The organism is Bifidobacterium sp. ESL0769, assembly GCF_029395495.1.
GTDB lineage: Bacteria > Actinomycetota > Actinomycetes > Actinomycetales > Bifidobacteriaceae > Bifidobacterium.
In genome coordinates, this window is the sequence record NZ_CP113918.1 from 119,939 (window position 1) to 138,267 (window position 18,329).

The 18,329-nt window shown below is 52.3% G+C and carries 13 protein-coding genes; 7 read left to right on the forward strand and 6 right to left on the reverse strand.

The window, feature by feature from the left end; genetic code table 11:
- Positions 1-83: 83 nt before the first annotated feature.
- The 4 genes from OZX72_RS00420 to OZX72_RS00435 all read left to right on the forward strand — a co-directional run bounded on the left by OZX72_RS00420 (position 84) and on the right by OZX72_RS00435 (position 6,610).
- Positions 84-2,531, forward strand: coding sequence for a glycoside hydrolase family 3 C-terminal domain-containing protein (locus OZX72_RS00420; RefSeq protein WP_277158512.1), 2,448 nt, complete (start codon positions 84-86; stop codon positions 2,529-2,531).
- Positions 2,528-3,103: a GtrA family protein gene (locus tag OZX72_RS00425; RefSeq protein WP_277158513.1), complete on the forward strand. Its 576-nt coding sequence runs from the start codon at positions 2,528-2,530 to the stop codon at positions 3,101-3,103. The genes OZX72_RS00420 and OZX72_RS00425 overlap by 4 nt, the downstream gene beginning before the upstream one ends.
- Positions 3,104-3,645: 542 nt before the next feature.
- Positions 3,646-5,304: an ATP-binding protein gene (locus OZX72_RS00430; RefSeq protein WP_277158514.1), complete on the forward strand. Its 1,659-nt coding sequence runs from the start codon at positions 3,646-3,648 to the stop codon at positions 5,302-5,304.
- Positions 5,305-5,641: 337 nt separating this feature from the next.
- Positions 5,642-6,610: a hypothetical protein gene (locus tag OZX72_RS00435; protein ID WP_277158515.1), complete on the forward strand. Its 969-nt coding sequence runs from the start codon at positions 5,642-5,644 to the stop codon at positions 6,608-6,610.
- 216 nt (positions 6,611-6,826) lie between these two features.
- Here OZX72_RS00435 and OZX72_RS00440 read toward each other — a convergent pair whose 3' ends face one another.
- The 4 genes from OZX72_RS00440 to OZX72_RS00455 form a co-directional block, all read right to left on the reverse strand.
- Positions 6,827-7,462 (reverse strand): hypothetical protein, encoded by a 636-nt coding sequence (locus OZX72_RS00440; protein WP_277158516.1) that lies wholly within the window; start codon positions 7,460-7,462, stop codon positions 6,827-6,829.
- Complete coding sequence (locus tag OZX72_RS00445; protein ID WP_277158517.1) at positions 7,443-8,786, reverse strand: ATP-binding protein; 1,344 nt, start codon at positions 8,784-8,786, stop codon at positions 7,443-7,445. Before OZX72_RS00445 ends, OZX72_RS00440 begins: the two co-directional genes overlap by 20 nt.
- Before the next feature lie 183 nt (positions 8,787-8,969).
- Positions 8,970-10,307, reverse strand: a complete 1,338-nt coding sequence (locus tag OZX72_RS00450) for a sensor histidine kinase (protein ID WP_277158518.1) — start codon at positions 10,305-10,307, stop codon at positions 8,970-8,972.
- 403 nt (positions 10,308-10,710) lie between these two features.
- Complete coding sequence (locus OZX72_RS00455) at positions 10,711-11,430, reverse strand: LytTR family DNA-binding domain-containing protein (protein ID WP_277158519.1); 720 nt, start codon at positions 11,428-11,430, stop codon at positions 10,711-10,713.
- A gap of 378 nt (positions 11,431-11,808) precedes the next feature.
- Here OZX72_RS00455 and OZX72_RS00460 point away from each other — a divergent pair, with 378 nt between their 5' ends.
- Positions 11,809-13,317: a hypothetical protein gene (locus OZX72_RS00460; RefSeq protein WP_277158520.1), complete on the forward strand. Its 1,509-nt coding sequence runs from the start codon at positions 11,809-11,811 to the stop codon at positions 13,315-13,317.
- A gap of 332 nt (positions 13,318-13,649) precedes the next feature.
- Entirely contained in the window at positions 13,650-15,134 is a 1,485-nt protein-coding gene (locus OZX72_RS00465) for an amidohydrolase (protein ID WP_277158521.1), read from the forward strand.
- A gap of 121 nt (positions 15,135-15,255) precedes the next feature.
- On the opposite strand, the gene OZX72_RS00470 is transcribed toward OZX72_RS00465, so the two are convergent.
- On the reverse strand, positions 15,256-15,621 hold the full coding sequence (locus OZX72_RS00470; protein ID WP_277158522.1) for a hypothetical protein: 366 nt from the start codon (positions 15,619-15,621) through the stop codon (positions 15,256-15,258).
- 624 nt (positions 15,622-16,245) lie between these two features.
- Complete coding sequence (locus tag OZX72_RS00475) at positions 16,246-16,638, reverse strand: hypothetical protein (protein ID WP_277158523.1); 393 nt, start codon at positions 16,636-16,638, stop codon at positions 16,246-16,248.
- Between the two features lie 699 nt (positions 16,639-17,337).
- Here OZX72_RS00475 and OZX72_RS00480 point away from each other — a divergent pair.
- Positions 17,338-18,039, forward strand: a complete 702-nt coding sequence (locus tag OZX72_RS00480) for an ABC transporter ATP-binding protein (RefSeq protein WP_277158524.1) — start codon at positions 17,338-17,340, stop codon at positions 18,037-18,039.
- Positions 18,040-18,329: the final 290 nt, after the last annotated feature.

Here is an 18,329-nt window from a genome sequence, read left to right on the forward strand (position 1 = left end):
ATGTGCCAACTAGCGTTCAAGCCGGGCTTGCGTGACGAAACGATGAGACGGTGAAAACGGCAGGATTTAATATAAGGAGGACCATGGAACTCGAGGAACTTAGCGTTACAGAGAAGGCAGCGATGCTTTCCGGTGGCTCCGAATGGGATTCGCGCGGCAATGAACGGGCTGGCATCCCCAGCTTCGTGATGAGCGATGGTCCCCACGGCGTGCGTCGACAGCTTGGAGCGGGCGACCATCTGGGCATTGGCGCTTCCAAGCCCGCTACCTGCTTCCCCACCGCTGGAACCGTGGCCAATTCATGGGATCCGACGCTCGCTGCGGAAATGGGCAAGGCACTCGGGCGCGAGGCGCACGATCTCGGCGTCAACGTGTTGCTCGGGCCGGGTATGAATATCAAGCGCAACCCGCTGTGCGGTCGTAATTTCGAGTACTATTCCGAAGACCCGCAGGTCGCCGGGCGCATGGCCGCAGGCTTGGTCAAAGGCATTCAGAGCAACGGCGTTGCCTCCTGCCCGAAGCATTTTGCGGTCAACAGCCAGGAGCTGCGTCGTCAGGCTTCCAATTCCGTAGTCGACGAACGCACGCTGCGCGAGCTCTACCTGACCGGTTTCGAAATCATGATTCGCGAGGCGCGTCCTTGGGCCATCATGACCTCTTACAACCAGATCAACGGCACCTATGCTCATGAAAACAAGCATCTCTTGACCGAAATCCTGCGTCAGGAGTGGGGCTTCGACGGCACGGTCATCTCCGACTGGGGCGGTTCCGATTCCGCCGTCGCCGCGGTGAAGGCCGGTGGCTCGCTTGAAATGCCGTCTCCCGGCTACACTTCCGTGCGTGAGCTGGTCGGTGCGGTACAGGCTGGCACGCTGGCCGAGGCTGATATCAACGTCCGTGCCCGCGAGGTCGCCAAGCTCGCCCAGCGCACGCATTTCGAGGGCGTGGGCCGCGACGATCTGATGGCCGATGACGTGGCCAAAGATCACCATAACGTTGCCCGTCACGTCGCCGAAAATACCAGCGTATTGCTCAAGAACGGCAGCGCGGACGGTAAGATCGCCCCGGTTCTTCCGTTGAAGTCCGGTACTCGTGTGGCCGTCGTCGGCGATATGGCTGAAACCGCACGATATCAAGGTTCTGGTTCCTCCAAGGTCAACGCGACCGACGAGGAGAACCTGCTTGATCAGCTGAAGAAAATCGATGGCGTCGAAGTCGCCGGTTACCAGCAGGGCTATGAGCGTCATGGTGGCAAGAACAACGTCCTGGTCGAGGACGCCGTCGCGTTGGCTGCCTCCGACACCACCGATGTGGTCGTCGCCGTCGTCGGCCTTGACGAACGCAGTGAATCCGAAGGTCTTGATCGTTCCACGATGGCGATTCCCGAAGGTCAGAACGACCTAGTGAAGGCGCTGGTGGCCACCGGCAAGCCCGTGGTCGTCGTGCTCGTGGCCGGCTCCCCCGTCGAGCTGCCTTGGTTTGACGACGTTTCCGCACTCCTCTATATCGGTCTTTCCGGCCAGGCCGGCGCTTCGGCCACGGCTCGCGTGCTCACTGGCGAGGTCAATCCTTCCGGCCATCTCGCCGAGACTTGGCCGATCAAGTATGAAGACGTTCCCAGCTCCGGTTGGTACCCGGCCATCGGCCGCGATGCCATCTACCGCGAAGGCCCGTTTGTCGGCTATCGTTACTACGAAACCGCCGGAGTGCCTGTGCGCTTCCCGTTCGGCTACGGCTTGAGCTACAGCACGTTCACGTATTCCGATTTGACCAGTGACGAGAATGGCGTGACTTTTGCCATCACGAATAATTCAGACATCCCAGGTGCCACGGTCGCTCAGATGTATGTTCGTGGCCCGCAAGGCGGCGCGATGCGTCCGGACCGTGAACTCAAGGGCTTCAAGAAGGTCTTCCTCGGTCCGCAAGAGACCAAGGCGGTCACCATTCCATTCGACCGCTATACGTTCCGTCACTATGATGTCGTGCCCGGCACGTGGAAGACCGAAACCGGCGAACGCGAGATCTTGGTTGGCGACAGCGTTGAGAATCTGCCGCTTTCGACTAAGCAAATGATTCAGGGTGACATCGATTTGTGCCCGCCGAACCCGGTGCTCGGCCACTATCTCAAAGGTCAGGTCAAGGATGTCACTGACAACGAGATGACGGCCCTCTTCGGCCACGGCGTCATTGCCCCCGGCAAGACCGTCGTCTTCGGCGAGAACGACCCGATCTCCTCGTGGAAGGACTCGCGCGGTTTCGTCGCGCGTACCGTTGCCAAGGTACTGGCCAAAAAAGAGGCCAAAGTCCGCCAAAAGACCGGCCAACCCGATCTCAATATTCTCTTCATCCTGAACATGCCGCCTCGCGCGATGTGCAAGATGACGCAGGGCATGATCGATTCTGCGATGGTCCAGGCTGTCGTCAAGATCGCGAACGGCCACACCTTCCGTGGCGCCGGTTCGTTCATCGCCGGTTATTTCCGTAATATTTCCGCCAACAAACGCGTAGCGAAGGAGCTTGAAAACAAATGAGTGACACCAACAACAACGAAAGCGCCCAGCAGGTCGAAGGTAAAGGCTTCATTGCCGCCTGCAAGCGTCTGATCAACAAGTACCCGAACCTGTGGGAATTCATCAAGTTCAACGTGCTTTCGAATATTTCGACCATTACGCGTTTCGTGGCCGTGTGGATTCTGACCGCGCTGTTCGTGCACGCCATGCACCTGACCCAGCCGTTCAGCTTCCTGATCTTCAACTACTCGAAGCCCAGCACCAACGGCCTCGGCGGCTTCCTCACCTTCCTCATCGCGGAAATCTGCGCACAGGCCGTCAACTTCGTGGTGCAGATGAAATGGGTCTTCAAGTCTGACGCGAGCTTCAAGTCCGCCGCATGGAAGTATGCGATTCTGGCCATCATCATCGTGGTCTGCGGCCTGCTGCTGCCGGGCTACATCACCACACTCTGCAAGGGCTTCGGCTGGAATGATGCCGTTTCCTCCACCCTCGCTTCCGTGGTCAACACTCTTCTGGCCGTCATCATCAGCTACCCGCTCTTAAAGTGGTGGATTGCCCCGGCAAAGAAGGGCGACAAAGCCGAAAAGTAGTAAATAAGTAACGTAGGTCGTCGTCGGTGTCGGACTCAGCCCGGTAACTGCACTGTGCAGGCGCTGATGAGATGCCGTCGTTACCTTCAATGCTTGCGTCGTTACCTACGGCGTTATTGTAGTGAAACCAAAAGGTCGGTCGATAGGGAAGCGAGATTGGCGCAATTCAACCAATTCCGCTAACCTATCGGCCGACTTTTTGCTATCTCTGTATTCCGTTATGGCCTTTGATGGGTAATGTCACGTTCATTAGCCCGTCTAAATGACGGTCATTATCACACAGTCAAATGACCGTGTAAATTTGACTGTGTGATTTTGAGAATGACCGTGTGGGTGGGCATAGAACGTATTGAAATATACCGATAGCATTCCCTGAAGCTCTCAAAATGTTATGAGTTAAGCTTCATCGACTAATGGCGGAGTTGGTTCTTCGTTAACCACACAGGCGTCGTCACAGTCAAAAGCACACAGTCATTTGACCGTGTGGATGTGACCGTGATACTCTTATGATGACCGTGTGAACAACCGACAAGGAGCCGATTATGGCTGTGATCGATGAACCGTTGCAGACGATGATTGACCGTCTGCGCCGCCAGCATACCGATGATGGTGATATCGAAGCGAAAGCCTGCGGTCATGGCTTGAGCGCGAGTGTGTGGGAGTCTGTAAGCGCATTTGCGAACACAGCCGGAGGCGTTCTGCTGCTTGGAGTCGATGAAGAAAGCGGCTTTAAGCCGGCGGTTGGTTTTTCTCTGAATAAAGTTCGAGACCAATTCATTGAGGGTATTGGCGACGGCGGCGTGAACGGCGCGAGGTTGACTCATCCTCCCGTGTATGAGTTGTCTCGGGAAACGTTGGAGAATCAACAGATTTTGAAAATCCTCATCCACGAGAACACCATCGATCAGAAGCCCTGCTATGTCACGGCTAAAGGTGTAGGTTCCGGCAGCTACAAACGCGTTGATGACAAAGACATCAGGCTTTCTGGCGCCGAAATCTATGAGCTGCAGAATGCACTGCGTCCGAGCGATGCTGATATGCAAATAGTCCGTGAGGCAAATGTTGCAGACCTGAGCAAGCGAGGAATCCAACGGATACTGGATGCGCGGAAAAGTTCCAAAGCTCTGAGAGGCGCGAACACGCGTCAGGAACAATTGGCGAGACTTAATATCACGGATAAAAAAGGTGGCATCCGGCTTGCTGGTTTGCTGGTTGCTGGTGAATATCCTCAGCAGTTCTTTCCCCGTCTCATCATCGATGTGGCCGTTCATCCGGGTACCGGAAAGTCTCAAGATGATAAGGTTCGCTTTATTGACCGAGAGCGGTGCGAAGGTCCGTTGCCGGAAATGATTGATGAGGCCGTCGAGGCTGTGGCACGCAACCTACGCAAGACTTCTGTCGTAGAAGGCGTCGCGCGTCGCGAAGAGTTGGAGATTCCGCGTGAGGCTTTGCGCGAGGTTATTGCCAACGCCGTGGTCCACCGCGAGTATCACTCGATGTTCGTAGGCGCTCCCGTGAGCGTGGATGTGTTTTATGACCGTTTGGAAGTTACCAATCCAGGTGGTCTCTGGGGTGGTAAAACGCTCGCAAACCTTGATGATGGTCAGTCGAAGTGCCGCAACACCGCGCTGATTCAATTGATGCAGGATGTTCCGCTTTCTCGTGAGGATGGAACAACCGTAGAGGGCCAAGGGACGGGAATACCTTTGGTGAAGCGGGAGGCGAAGAAGAGCAAAGGGCTGAAACTGGAGTTCAAGGCCTCCGCGGATTGGTTCAAGGTCATATTTTGGCGCCAAGATATCGTGATTAGGCACATGGCAACTCATCGAAGAATGTCTCATGTGCCGACTCATCGGTTATCTAAGTCGGCAACTCAGCGATTATCTGTAGATGATGTGCAAGGGCAAATAAGCGAGGAGGATCTTGAGGATTACTTTAATAGATTTCCGATAGATTCCGAATCTGACTCGGAACCGCACGATACTTCGGTTTCGTCTGCCGTAAAACGTCAAATTCGTAATGACAGTCAATTATTGACTCTGATACCAGAAAATGACGTCATATCCGCCCGCGAGCTAGCAAACCAGACGGGCAAATCGGTGGAAACGGTTCGTCGCGAACTTCGCAGGCTGATTCAGGAGCAAAAGGTGGAACCCATTGGCAAGTCCAAAAGTCGTCAGCGAGTGTATCGCAGGCTTTGATTTTTTGATATTTAATGGCAAGTCAAAGGCTGGTTGATGGAAAATTATAATTAACGGAATCTCGTCAACTGTTGATGGTCTATCAGTTGATTTTGTAATTGCGAATGCCTTATGTCTGCATTTTTGGAATACACCAATGATTCTCTAATTGTATGATAAAATACTTATGCATTCTGTTTTGTGCAATTAGAAAGAACTGTTGTACGGCAATAAAGTCTATCACGCGATAAGAGATTTATAGACATCACGCAATGAGGCGAGAAAAGAAAGGCATTCAATAATGTATCAAGGAATAAAAGTTGCTGGAATCGCAGCGTTTGTGTCTGCTTGCGTGCTGTTGTCAAGCGCAAGTATTGCGAACGCGGACGAGACGCAGACGCAGACCGCTCCCTCGGCTCCGATCACCTCGCAAGTCGCTCCCGCTGCCGAAGGCAACGCGAAGCAACCAGCGAGTCAGGGGCTTGAAGAGGCCGCTCCGATTCCGTCTGCTCAGGACGCCGAGACTGATCAGGCCAGGGCTGCGCTGCAAGCGGTTATCAATCAGGTGAATACAGCGAAATCACATGCGGATTACTACTTGAATTGGGGAAGTTCAGGCGTTGAAGCTGAACTGACTTCAGCGCAGGGCATCTACAACAATCAGAGCGCAACCGCTGCAGACCTCAATAATGAGGCTGCTACTCTTACGAACGTTCTTAAGACCGCTATTGCAGTGGATACTTATATTCTGCAGATGTATATCAATAATGCACCTCATCTTTTGAGGGATGAATTCACCTCGGAGACGCTGGCTGTCTATGATGCTGCAGTCACGAAGGGTCGCGCTGATTTGGCGGCTCCCGGTGTTACCCAGGCGACTCTCGATGCCGATGCGCAGGCTATTCAGAAGGCCCTCGACAATCTTGAATATACCCCTGCTCGCTGGAAGCAGATCTTGCAGGATGATGTGAACGGCGCGTATGCTGGTCATTTCAACCAGGCAGATTACACAGCAGAATCTTGGAAAGTCTTTGATGAGGCGCGTTCTGCGGCAAAGGCTGGTTTGCAGTCCACAGCTGATTACAAGGCTTTGGATATTAGCTTGAGAGCGGCGGAAGGCGGTCTTAAGAAGACTGTCAACTCCGGATCCGCTGAAGGAACCAACACTGGGGCCAAGTCTCTACAGGCCGCTGGCAATAACAATGGCACCAAGGCCAAGGGCGGAAAGCTTGCGAATACCGGTTCCAACGTTGCCGTTGTGGCGCTGGTGATGTTCGCTGCTCTTGCAGCCGCTGGCTCGCTGAACTTGCTGCGCAGGCGCATTTGAGCGGATTTTCTGTCTTCGTTCCAATTTGTGCATGGCGTGGAAAGTCCTCGAAATGCATAAGTAAATGGTAAAGATGGGTTATTAAGGCCGTTTCGTCGGATACATGTCCGGCGGAACGGCCTTTTGCGTTGATCTATAACCTTCAGCATAAATTAGTGAACGCAGTCTTCGGTTAGTTTCAAATTACAAAGCTTTAATTCACTCGGTTCAAAGGAGTTATTTCAGTAAATCAGCGAGCATGAAGTCGGTACGTTGCTTCTTTGCGTTGGTAATGCGTTGATACTCCCTCAGTGCTTGCACCAGATTGTCGCCATTGCCCCAATAATCATTAAGGAATTTGGGTCTTTTTACGTCTCCCATTCCAAGCTCTTCTTTGCAGAATAGGCTGGGTTTCAATTTATTTTGCTTCTTGCCCCGTTGGCTTTGTTTCCAATGTTCATATTGATCGGCGGCTCCTTCGCGGCAAATCACCAACATCTCGATTTCGGGATGAGTGGTGAGGTTCAGCGCGATTGATTGGTGCGCAGGTTGGGTTCTAGGGTCTTTAGATGGGCCGTTGCGTCGCGTCGGACCTAAGCTGAGCTTGTGCTCGACCTGATCCTGCACGCAAAGCACAAAGACATCGCTGCCATAATCCTGATTGAGGTATTGCTGAGCTATGCTGGAACCTTTGCGTTCCAAGGTATAGTAGGCATCAGTTAATGGGTCGGTGATGATGTTGCCGGTGTCAAGAAATGTCAGATCTTGTTCCACCAGCGTGGTGACGATAACTGATTCGGCGAGACCTTCGCAAGAGAACAGAACATGAGAGTTACCGATAAGGTCCGCAAGCTCATTTTGTCGGCTTTTCATGTCTTTCTCCCGTCTCTTGAGATGGACGAGTTGGTAAAGGTTCGTTGACGGCAGACGCGACGTAATCACGTATGGCCTTGAGGTTTTTGGCCTTAGGGGCGGTGCCGCCAATGAAGTTCGAGGTGAACACTTCGCTACGTTTAAGTTCGCCGCGCTTGACCGCCGAAGAGTATTTCACCGCGTCAACTTTGTTACCATTCTGGGTGCTGCGCCGCAAGAAGTAGATGTTGTCTTTCCGGTTGAGCAGGTCGAGTAGTTCGGGATAGTGGGTGGTGAAAACCAGGCCGGCGCCGTGCGGATTGGTCTTTCTGGAGATAAACAGATTGATAATCATGTGGACCAGTTCTTTGTTGATGCTGTTTTCGATTTCATCAACTAAGAGATATCCGCCATTTTGCAACACCGAGAGGGCGTTGGAAATCATTCTTGAGCCGCGTTCGGTACCGGAAGACAGTATGATATGTGCCGCCTCGCGAGGCATGATACGCTCGTCCAATTCTCCGGCGAAACGGATGTGAACTTGCTGGTCCTCCTTATCGAAGCGGTAGTAGTCTATGCTGTCATCCAAGACATGAAGGATGGGGTCGGCGATGGTTGCTATCGGATTATGCTCGTCGAGGGTTGCGGGCATGAAAATATCGGGATGCTGAGGAACCGGACTGGGCGTAAGTTGAGTTACCCTTGGGCTGCCGCCTTGTGCAATATTGGTGATGATGCTCATATATGGTGATAAATAAGGAAGCACTGAATCTGGTAGATAAGCGTTCTCGTCAATATCTTTATCGCGTTTTACACCTTTTTTTGGTTTTGGTTTTCGAATGCGGATCACAGTTGCTGCTTTGGTGAAAGCTTTGAAATCTTTGAGTTGCTTTCGCGAAGGCTGTTTCTTGTTGAATCGTGACAGAGTTTCAGAAATAAAAGCAAATCTTGCGCTTCCTTCGTGTGTGCTCTCATCGACATTGCGTATTTGGATTAGCTCTGCCTCGTGCAGATAGAACACTCCATTTGCCTCGAATATGGTTTCTATGTGCAAAGAATCGTCGCAAGTCGGCAATGGGTGGATTTGCTGGAAAAGAGCAATATTGTCCGTCAATGCAGAGATGACAAAACTTAAAAGGCGAAGTGCTGTGGTCTTGCCAGTTGCGTTGACGCCGGTAAGTGCGACAACGTTTTGGGAATAAGCTGTGCTGGATTCTCCGCCCAGTCTGGTGATTCCGGAAGCTGGTCCGTAAGAGCGCACCTGGTCTTCCGCGAAGAAATCGAGATCGAGCGTTTTATTGTTGTAAGGTTCTGAACCGCTTACAGCAACATGCAGTAGATGCATTTCTTCTCCTTTATAAAAGCTGTAAACAATTTTTCTGTTTACAGTATATCACCGAAGGTAAGAATGTCTTTACGAATGACGTGTATGTTCGTTTCGTAGCTAGAAGGCGGATTTTGGGGTTACCTATAGAAGTTTGATTGCCAACTTCGCTTATTCTTGACTGGCTTTTCTGTATTCCGGATTTCACCGCGGCAACAGCACGGTCAGGGTGAACCAGTGGTTGTGGGTTTTGATAGTGACGTTGCCGTGGTAGAGGCCGGCGATATGCTTGATTGATTTCACGCCGTAGCCGTGGGCGCGCTGGTCGGATTTGGTGGTGCGTAGGTCGCCCTGGTCGTCCGTCTGCAAAGCCGATTCGTAATAGTTTTCGACACGAATGACCGTAAATTGCCCGTGTTCGTACAGCGCGAGTTTGATGAGCCGCCGCTCCGGTTCCGTGACTTTCGAGGCGGCCTCGATGGCGTTGTCGAGTGCGTTGCCGAAAAGCGTGGCGATATCCATCGAGCTCATATTGCCCAAAAGCTTGCCGTCCGCGACAGTAGTCAATGTGATACCTTGCTGCGCGCAGGTCTTCAGCTTCGAAGTGAGAATAACATCGAGCACGGAATTGCCGGTGTGCTCCTGAGCGCTGTATTCCTTGACCGACGCCTCAAGATGCTCGAAGCCGGCGGCCACGTGCTTGGGGTCGACCTCGGCCCGCAAAGCGGTGATCTGGTGCTTCAGATCGTGTGCAATCCGCCCGAGCGATTCGATGTTTTCCTTGGATTGCAGGTATTCTTGGTGCTCGCTTTCCAGCTTTGCGTCGATGGAAGCAATTTCAAGGTTGGCCTGCGCAGCCCTCGCTTGCTCCTGCTGTGCGCCGAGAATGGCGTAGCCGCACAAATCGACGAGCGTGCGAATATAGAAGATTTCCTGCCCGACCGATCCGGAGAAAGGCGTATTGGTCGAGACGAAACTCAGGTTGCTCATCGCAAACGTGACGATGGTGATGATGATGGAACCTGCCACCGCAGTGCGGCTTGGATTCACAGGTCTGTCCCGCTCGAAATTATGGCGTTCGATGATCCAAGCCAGGCCAAAGCCAATCAGATAGATGATCGTAGCCAAAGTAGCGGTGGGTAGGTCGAGCCCCCAAACGGGCGCGTTGGAACGGTTATGCTTGTTGAAACCGATGAACGTGGCGATTTGCCAGTGCAGCGACGCCACGAGTTCTGCAAGCACGAACGCGCGGGCGGTGACGTAAAGGCCCTCGCGCGGCGTCGTTTGCGCACCGAGAAAGATGATAAGGTACATTCCCGCCACTGCGAGCAGCATACCCAGAATCCAGAAATCAAGGCTCATCGCCCCGTCAAAATATTGGATTCCGATAATCGCCGGCAGCCCGATCGCGGCCACGAGCACGCTCCGCCATTTCGGCGCCCGCCGGTAGATGACCAGCAGGTAGACCACGCAGGCCAGCCATTCGCAGATGCCGGTGTAGAGCCGCGGGATGTTGGGCAGCGCGTTGGTGATGGTGTTCATCTGTCGCCTCCCCTGTGGCTCTGGATTGTGATTCCAAACTTGCGTTCCGGTTCCATATTCCTTGCGTTAGCGCCACAAAAGTGCGTTTTACCCGTGCTATTGTGCATGTTTCTGGCAGTGGCGTTGAGAAAGTGCGTTTTGGGCAGGCTAAGTTGCATATTTCTGGCAGTAGCGTCGTAAAAGTGCACTTTGAGCAAGCTAAGTTGTACGTTTCTTGCGTTGGTGCAAAAGTGCGAGTTGGCGGTCGTGGGATGCACGTTTCGCACGTTGATGTCGGAAAAGTGCATTTCGGCGGGTGCAAGGTGCATGTTTCTTGCGTTGGTGCCATAAAAGTGCACTTTGGAAGCGCTATAGTGCATGTTTCGCACAGTAGCGTCGGGAAGGTGCGCGGTAACCAGCATGTTCACTGCAAGCCGCCGTTGATGTAGCCGGCCAGCGCGGCGACGAACGCCTTCTTGCGTGGGCGGCTGATGCGCAGACGCTCGCCGTTGCTCATAATGCAGTCCTGGTCTTCGATACCGGTGACGTGCCGCAGGTTGACCAGATAGCACGAGTTCGAACGGAAGAAATCGTGCCCGTCCAGTTGCGTTTCGAGCTCTTTCAGCGTCGAGGTAATGGAAAGTTTGCCATCGAGCGTATGGATGATAATTGTATGACGAATTGATTCGATATAGACGATGGATTTGAGCTCGACGCGCGTGCGCTGCGACCCGACCTCGAAAAGCATGGAATCGTCACTCTGCCGCCGCACTGCCTCGATGCAGCGTTTGATCTCCTGGCAGAACGCGAAGTATGGCACGGGTTTCAAGAGGTAGGAGAGCGCCTGTACCTCGTAACCGTTGATGGCATATTGCGAGGCGTTGGTGATGAAGACGATTACGACGCTGCTGTCGATTTTGCGGATGCGCCGCGCCGCTTCCATGCCGTCCATCTCTTTCATTTCGATGTCGAGCAACAGGATGTCGTAAATCGGCCGATAGTTTTCCACGATTTTCACGCCGTCGTCGAAAACGGAGACGGTGAAGTTTTCGCCGTTTTCGCTCTGGTAACGGTTAAGGTAGTCGAGGACTTTCTGGCAGGCGGCGGGTTCGTCCTCCACTACTCCGATTCTGATGTTGTGCATCGTCGCCGCCTTTCACTTAAGGTTTTACCCCATAATTTCTCTATAGCATAATTTGGCAGGTTTGCCGCAGAGTTCGATAGATTGTCGTTACGAACCCATAATTTGTTTTGCATTTACAATAAATAGTTAAAAAAGCTATTTCTATCTCATTATCTCATATGTATGCAGGCGTTTTTGGTGTCAGCGAGAAATTTCGGTGTGAGAAAATTGATATAAATTTATTCGTGGAAATTTGTATGGCAATGGTTTGCCATACACTTTCGGAGTTAATTTCTCGCCGTTTAAAGGCGATATTGTACCGTTTATAGACAAAAGTGGACACGAATTTTAATTAAGAGTAAAAAGATTGACGTATGGTATTTTCCAATGGAGGTTGATATGAAGAAGACGAAGAAGATGGTGATTGTTGCGTCGTTTGCGGCGGCTTGCACCCTGTTCGCAGGTGTTGGTTTCGCGTCGGCAGGCGAGACTCCGGCCCCGGGCTCCACTCCGGTGGTTTCGGCACAGGCAAATTATAATCGCACAGCTTTGCAGGCTCAGCATGACAGAGCAGTCGGAATACGTAATACGGCCGGTAATTTGAGCCAATACACCCAGGAGTCGTGGACATGGCTTTTGAGCGATATCATTAAGGCTGAAGCCAAATTGGATGCTTCTAAAGACGGTAATCAAAATGCAGATGGAGCTATGAGCCAGCAGGATATTGATCAAACGACCAGCTCAATGAAGTTGGACATGGATCTTGGTATCTTGCAGGCTCCCAAGGCTGGTGAAATTAGAGCAGACGCTCCTCTGCAGAATATGGCATCCCTTCAGTCTTTTTACAATAAAATAAAGAACGTCGCACGCTCCAGCTACCCCTCTGCCACGGAAAATCAGTGGACTCGGTTTGATCAATCCAGAACCTATGTAAGTTGGATCTTAATGGCAGACGGTGATCAATATCAGATCACTAGGGCGTATGACCGGTTGTACGCAGATACTTACAACATTGATCAGAACTTGCTTCCAACTCCCCCTGCCCCGGCTCCGTCTCCATCCCCGTCACCAAGCCCTGCTCCCGCTCCTACTCCCGACAAGAAAGCCGGACTGCGCAGCGCCTATGACAAGGTGAAGGATTACAAGCAGGACGATTTCACTGCCGCTTCTCCTTGGGCAGCGTTCGCCGCTGAGCTCGCCAAGGCCAAGGCCATGCTCGATACTGACAACACCCAGGCTGCGTTCGACGCCGAAGCCACCGCTCTTAATGCGAAAGCCGACGCTCTGATCAGCATCGCCGCGCTCAAGGCTGATATCGCTAAGGCCTCCTCGTTGAAGCCCTCCGACTATAGCGAGTTCTCTTGGTATCTTGTCACCATCGATTTGCCCTGGGCCAAGGACGTCGTTGCCGATGCCAACGCCACGAAAGATGATGTCAGTGCCATTGAAGGCCTTTTGAGCGAAGACCTCGCCGATCTCAGGACCCCGATCGCCGGCGAAAAGACCGGTGCGGATATCCCCACCACCCCCAAGACCAAGACCGATTTGACCAAGTTGGTCGCGCAGGCCGAAACTCTCAAGCAGGGCGATTACACCGCCGCTTCCTGGAAGGTCTTCGCTGAGGCCTTGAAGGATGCCAAGGATGCCCTCAATCCGGAAGCGCAGCCGCAATCTCAGCTGCTGCGTGACGGTGTTGAAGACGACTACACCTTCAACTACGTGGAGCTTGAGGACGCCCAGTCCGCTCTGGTTCGCAACGTTGCCAAAACCAATGGTGCCGCTGGTGCTGCCGGTAAGAAGGCCGGCCTGGCAACAACTGGTGCCAATGTTTCCATCGTGGCCGGTATCATGGCGCTGTTCGCAGTCGCCGGTGCCGCCATCAAACTCGTCGATCGCAAGCGTGCCTAGCAACCAGCTCGCTCGTCTGTAACGACAGTTTCACCATTAAAGGTCGGCCGACAGGTCTGCGGATTTGGTATTGATAAGCCATTTCCGTCAGCTTGTCGGCCGGCTTTATACGTTCCGGGCTTTGGCTAGGGAGCTGAGCCAGAGTACCTGGGTGAACGCGGATGTGGTTGGGTGAACCTAGAACGTGACTGAGCGAACCTAACTAAGCGGACGCGGCCAGGAGAACGTAACTTGATAGACGTAACTTAGCGAACGCGACTAGATGGACGCAGTTAGGTGGCCTCGGCTTGATGGGAGTATAAAGAAGGAAACGTCCCGAAAGGAAGTGTGTTATGGCAGTTGACAATAACGGCAATACCCGCAATGCCGCCGATATCGACGGCAACAAACAGCGGATCATGGACATCGTCGACGAGAAGAAAGGCGAGTTCATCGAGGCTTCGGACAGGATTTGGGAGACGCCCGAGACACGTTTCACCGTGCCGAAATCTGTCGAACAGCATTATAAAGTACTTGAACGCGAGGGCTTTGACATCCAAAAAGGCGTGGCCGGCATGGATTACGCCTACATCGCCACGTACGGAACGGGCAAGCCGGTCATCGGCATCACCGCCGAATACGATGCGCTCGACAACCTGAGTCAGGAGGCCGGCAACCCGAATCGTAAACCCGTGGTCGAGGGTGCGCCCGGGCAAGGTTGCGGTCACAATGTGCTCGGCACCGGCGCTTTGGGCGCAGCCGTCGCGCTGAAGACGCTGATGGAGGAGAAAAATCTCAAAGGTACACTAAAGCTTTTCGGCTGCCCGGCCGAGGAGAGCGGTTATGGCAAGGCGTTCATGGCGCGCGACGGCGTTTTCGACGATGTGGATGCGGCCTTTACTTGGCACCCTTCCGACACCACGGCTGTCGCCGGCGGTTCGGGCCTTGCGGTGATGCAGGCCAACTTCAGCTTCAAGGGCCTCGCCGCGCACGCTGCGGCCGCTCCCGAGCAGGGCCGAGACGCGCTCGACGCCGCCACGCTGATGACGGTGGGCGTACAGTTCCTGCGCGAGCATATCATCGACGCCGCGCGTATCCATTACGCTTACCTTGACGCCGGCGGCAAGTCCGCGAACGTCGTGCATCCCACGGCCACGCTCTACTTCTTCGTGCGCGCCCCGTATCTTGAGCAAGCCAAGCCCATCTACGACCGCGTGGTCAAGATCGCCAAGGGTGCCGCGATGATGACGGAAACCGAGCTCAAGATCGACTTCGATTCCGCCTGCGCCAACTACGTACCGAACCACCCGCTCAGCGAGGACATGGACAGAAACCTCGACCTGGTCGGCCCGCTGCAACTCACCGATGAAGAGCTCGAGTTCGAGAGCAAGATCCAGGCCAACAACCCCAAGGGTTATGAAGGTCCGCTCGCCGAGCGTCTGAAGGCTGCGAACCCGTCGTTGAGCGATGAGGAGGTCAACAAAATCGCCCATTCCAGCATGGCATTGCCGAAGTTCCCGCTGATTTACACCACTGACACCAAGGGCCAGGCGTCCACGGACGTCGGCGATGTGAGTTGGTGCACCCCGACCGCGCAGTACTACGGCGGTTTCGAGCCGCTGGGTACGCCCGCGCATTCGTGGCAGTGGGTAGCCAACGGCCAGTCCAGCGTGGCGCACAAGGGACTTGTACAAGCCGCCAAGACCATTGCCCTGACCGCCTACGATGCTCTCACCGACCCTGAGCTTCTGCAGGCCGCGAAGGATGCTTATGCCAAGGAGTTCAAGGGCAAGCCCTACAAGTCGGTGATTCCGCCGGAAACTCAGCCTCATGGCTGAGTGAGAGGCTATCTAAGACTATCTAAGACATGCCTTCCGGCCCGTCGGAAGGCATATAAAAAACGGGCTGGCGACTTGATTGTCGTCAACCCGTATGGTACGAAGTCTTTGAACCTAATGTTCAGGCAGCCTTTGTCGTGGAGGACTGAGCGTTCTTGTCGTTGTCGGTCAGCTGCGTTTTTTCGGCGTCGCGGCGGACGATTTCCTCCGCGATCGATTCGATGTTGCAAAGGCGAAGGGCGTTGTCCCCACGCACGCCCGAAGCCTCTTCGTTGCTGATGAGACCGGTTTTCACCAACGCATCAACGGGGTTGATGCCGTAGCTGCGAGCGATGGCGATGATTTCGTCGGTCGCCAGTTCGTTTGACTTGAAGCGTTTGTAAAGAGTGGCATAAGGGATGCCTGCCAGCTGTGAGATTCGGTTGATAGAATCGTCGTGGGTGATTTCTCGTAGCCATTCAATATGATTATGTCGAATTTTTTCCATGTTTTTATTTTCCGATAATTCGCAAGAAAATGTAAGGAATAAAATTTCGTAAAACGTTTGATATTATTGAGAATATTTTTATTTGATGATATTTATACAGACTGTTTATCAAGAAAATTGTTTTGTCTAATATTGCAATAAAACGTTGAAATTGCGGTGGTTTTGGACTATAATAAGACGAAAGCGAAGGTTTCGTATCCTGCAAAGAGTCAACAAAAAGATGACTATTTATTTATTCGTCAAACATCAACCGTTTAATTAAATTTTTTAAAAAAAATTAAATAAAACGTTCATAACCGTATAGATTAAGTTATTAGCGTAATCAATGCTTTTTGTCTAATACAAAAATAGTGCTTTTGCCCTTATTAATGTTTAACCGTTGCAATTTAGCTGGATTTCACAGGTTGCTCGGATGGTGACACCAGGCCTCCAGGTTTTACTCACCTGATGACGATTGCGCGGCAATGGCATGGCTTTCAATCCTGCCTCTGCCTATTGATGTCGACGGTTGAACGGAGCCTAACGTGTTCCCCGAAGTTGAATTCTGCCTGCTTATCGACATGTAAGCGGAGCCGTGACGTGCGCAGCCCCGCTTACATGCTCTTCGATTTTCGGACTTAAATTTTAGTCCTTGTCTTCCGGATTCGCTTCGCCATTTTCGTCGGCCTTTGATTCTTCGGCTTTTTTGATGGCGGCCAGGCCGCTGGTGAAGTCGTTGCGGCGCACGATTTCCTTGGCGATGTCACTGATGCTGCTGAGCCGCAGCGCGTTGTTGCCGCGCACGTCGGTGGCCTCGTCCGTGTCGATGACGTGGTTCTGGACCAGCGCCTCCACGGGGTTGATGTGGTAACCGCGGGCGATCGCGATGATCTCGTCGGTGGTCAGCATATTCGATTGAAAGCGCTTGTAAAGGGTCGTATAGGGAATCCCGCTCAAGCGAGAGATTTTATTAATGGAATCGTTATGCGTGATGCGCTTGAGCCATTCGATTGGGTTGTTACTCGTATTTTCGTTCATGTACTTATTATGCGATGCTTTACCTGAAAAAGTAATCAGCAAAACTGAAACGTTTGATGTGAAAGAGAGAAATGTCATACGCAAACGTTACAAAAGGTTAAATATTACTATAAATTAATTACAACGGTAGATGGGATTTTCGTCGCGCCTTCGCTTGCCTTTCGCCTCGTATTCCTGATATTTTGCGCTTTTATGGGTACCTGAACCCCTCTGTCGCTTGGATTCGCGACGTTGGAGCCATGTGGAAGCAGTATAAGTAAAATGCAGAATTAAACGGATTGTGACTTATAACAAGTTTCGGCTAAAGCAGAATTAATTTATTTTTTTCGTAAATTAACATTGTGGTGCAAAGTTATTGCTGAATCTTACAATTATCAAACGTTTGCTTTAACCGTGCATCAAATGAATGTTCGCTGTGTTGTGGTGGGTGTGGAGGTGTTCGGGTTTGCTGCATCGTCAACTTGGTAAGCTTTGACAGTCCGTAGAAACGGATGATGTCTTGAGCGTTTGCATCGTTGTCGTAATAAATACGGTAGAACTCATTGCATTTATATGATATTTAAACTCTTTTGTTTATATTTACAATTTATAATAACAAGATGCGATAATCACCTAATTAAAAAAGCCGTTATTCATTATATAATGATAATATTTATCGTAAAGATTGGATACGTGTTCGGTTTTTGAGGAGAGAGCGGAATGGGTTATATCGATGTAATTCATGAAGTCAAACGATATAATAGTGGTGCTGGAAGTGTAGTAGCGAATAACGATGTTAGTTTTTCTATCCTTCAAGGTGAGCTGGTCGTGATTATCGGAGCCTCCGGCACCGGGAAATCGACGTTGCTCAACGTCATCGGCGGCATGGACGGCTGCGATGAAGGCGACGTGATTATTGACGGCGAAAACATCGCCAAATACAGTACCAAGGAACTCACCGAATACCGCCGCCTCGACGTCGGCTTTGTTTTCCAGTTCTATAACTTGGTCCCCAATCTGACCGCGCAGGAAAACGTTGAAATCGCCTCCGACATCGTTCCATATGCTTACGATTCCAAGCAAGTGCTGGACAGCGTCGGGCTCGGTGATCGTTGCAACAACTTCCCTTCCCAACTTTCTGGCGGCGAACAGCAGCGGGTTGCCATCGCGCGTGCCGTTGCGAAAAGGCCAAAAATCCTTCTATGCGACGAACCGACCGGGGCTCTCGACTACAAAACGGGTAAGCAGGTGCTGCATATCCTGCAGAACATGAGTCGCAAGCATGGCGCAACCGTGGTCATCGTGACTCATAATTCGGCGCTCGCCCCCATGGCCGACCGCGTCGTCAGCATGCACGATGCCCGCGTCACTGGTGTCAGACGAAATCCAGATCCGTGCGATATTGACCAGCTGGAGTGGTGATTGTGAAATCTAAAAATTCTCATAAAGACGTTTACCAGAATCCTGTTTCCAGCACAAAGAACAAGAAGAAACATTCGTCCAAGGGTAAAAAATCGAAGAAGATGGCCGAGGCCAAGAAACTAGCCGAGATTGAGAAGAATAGCGCGGCTAAAGCCAGAAAGTCGGCCGGAGCTGAGGAAAACATTGCGCCCGAGACGACGAAGCTGGTCTGGGATGTGAAACCGGTTGTGCATAGGGCCTCTGCCACGCCCAAGAAGAAGACTGACCCGAAGCGAGTTGCGGCTAAGCCT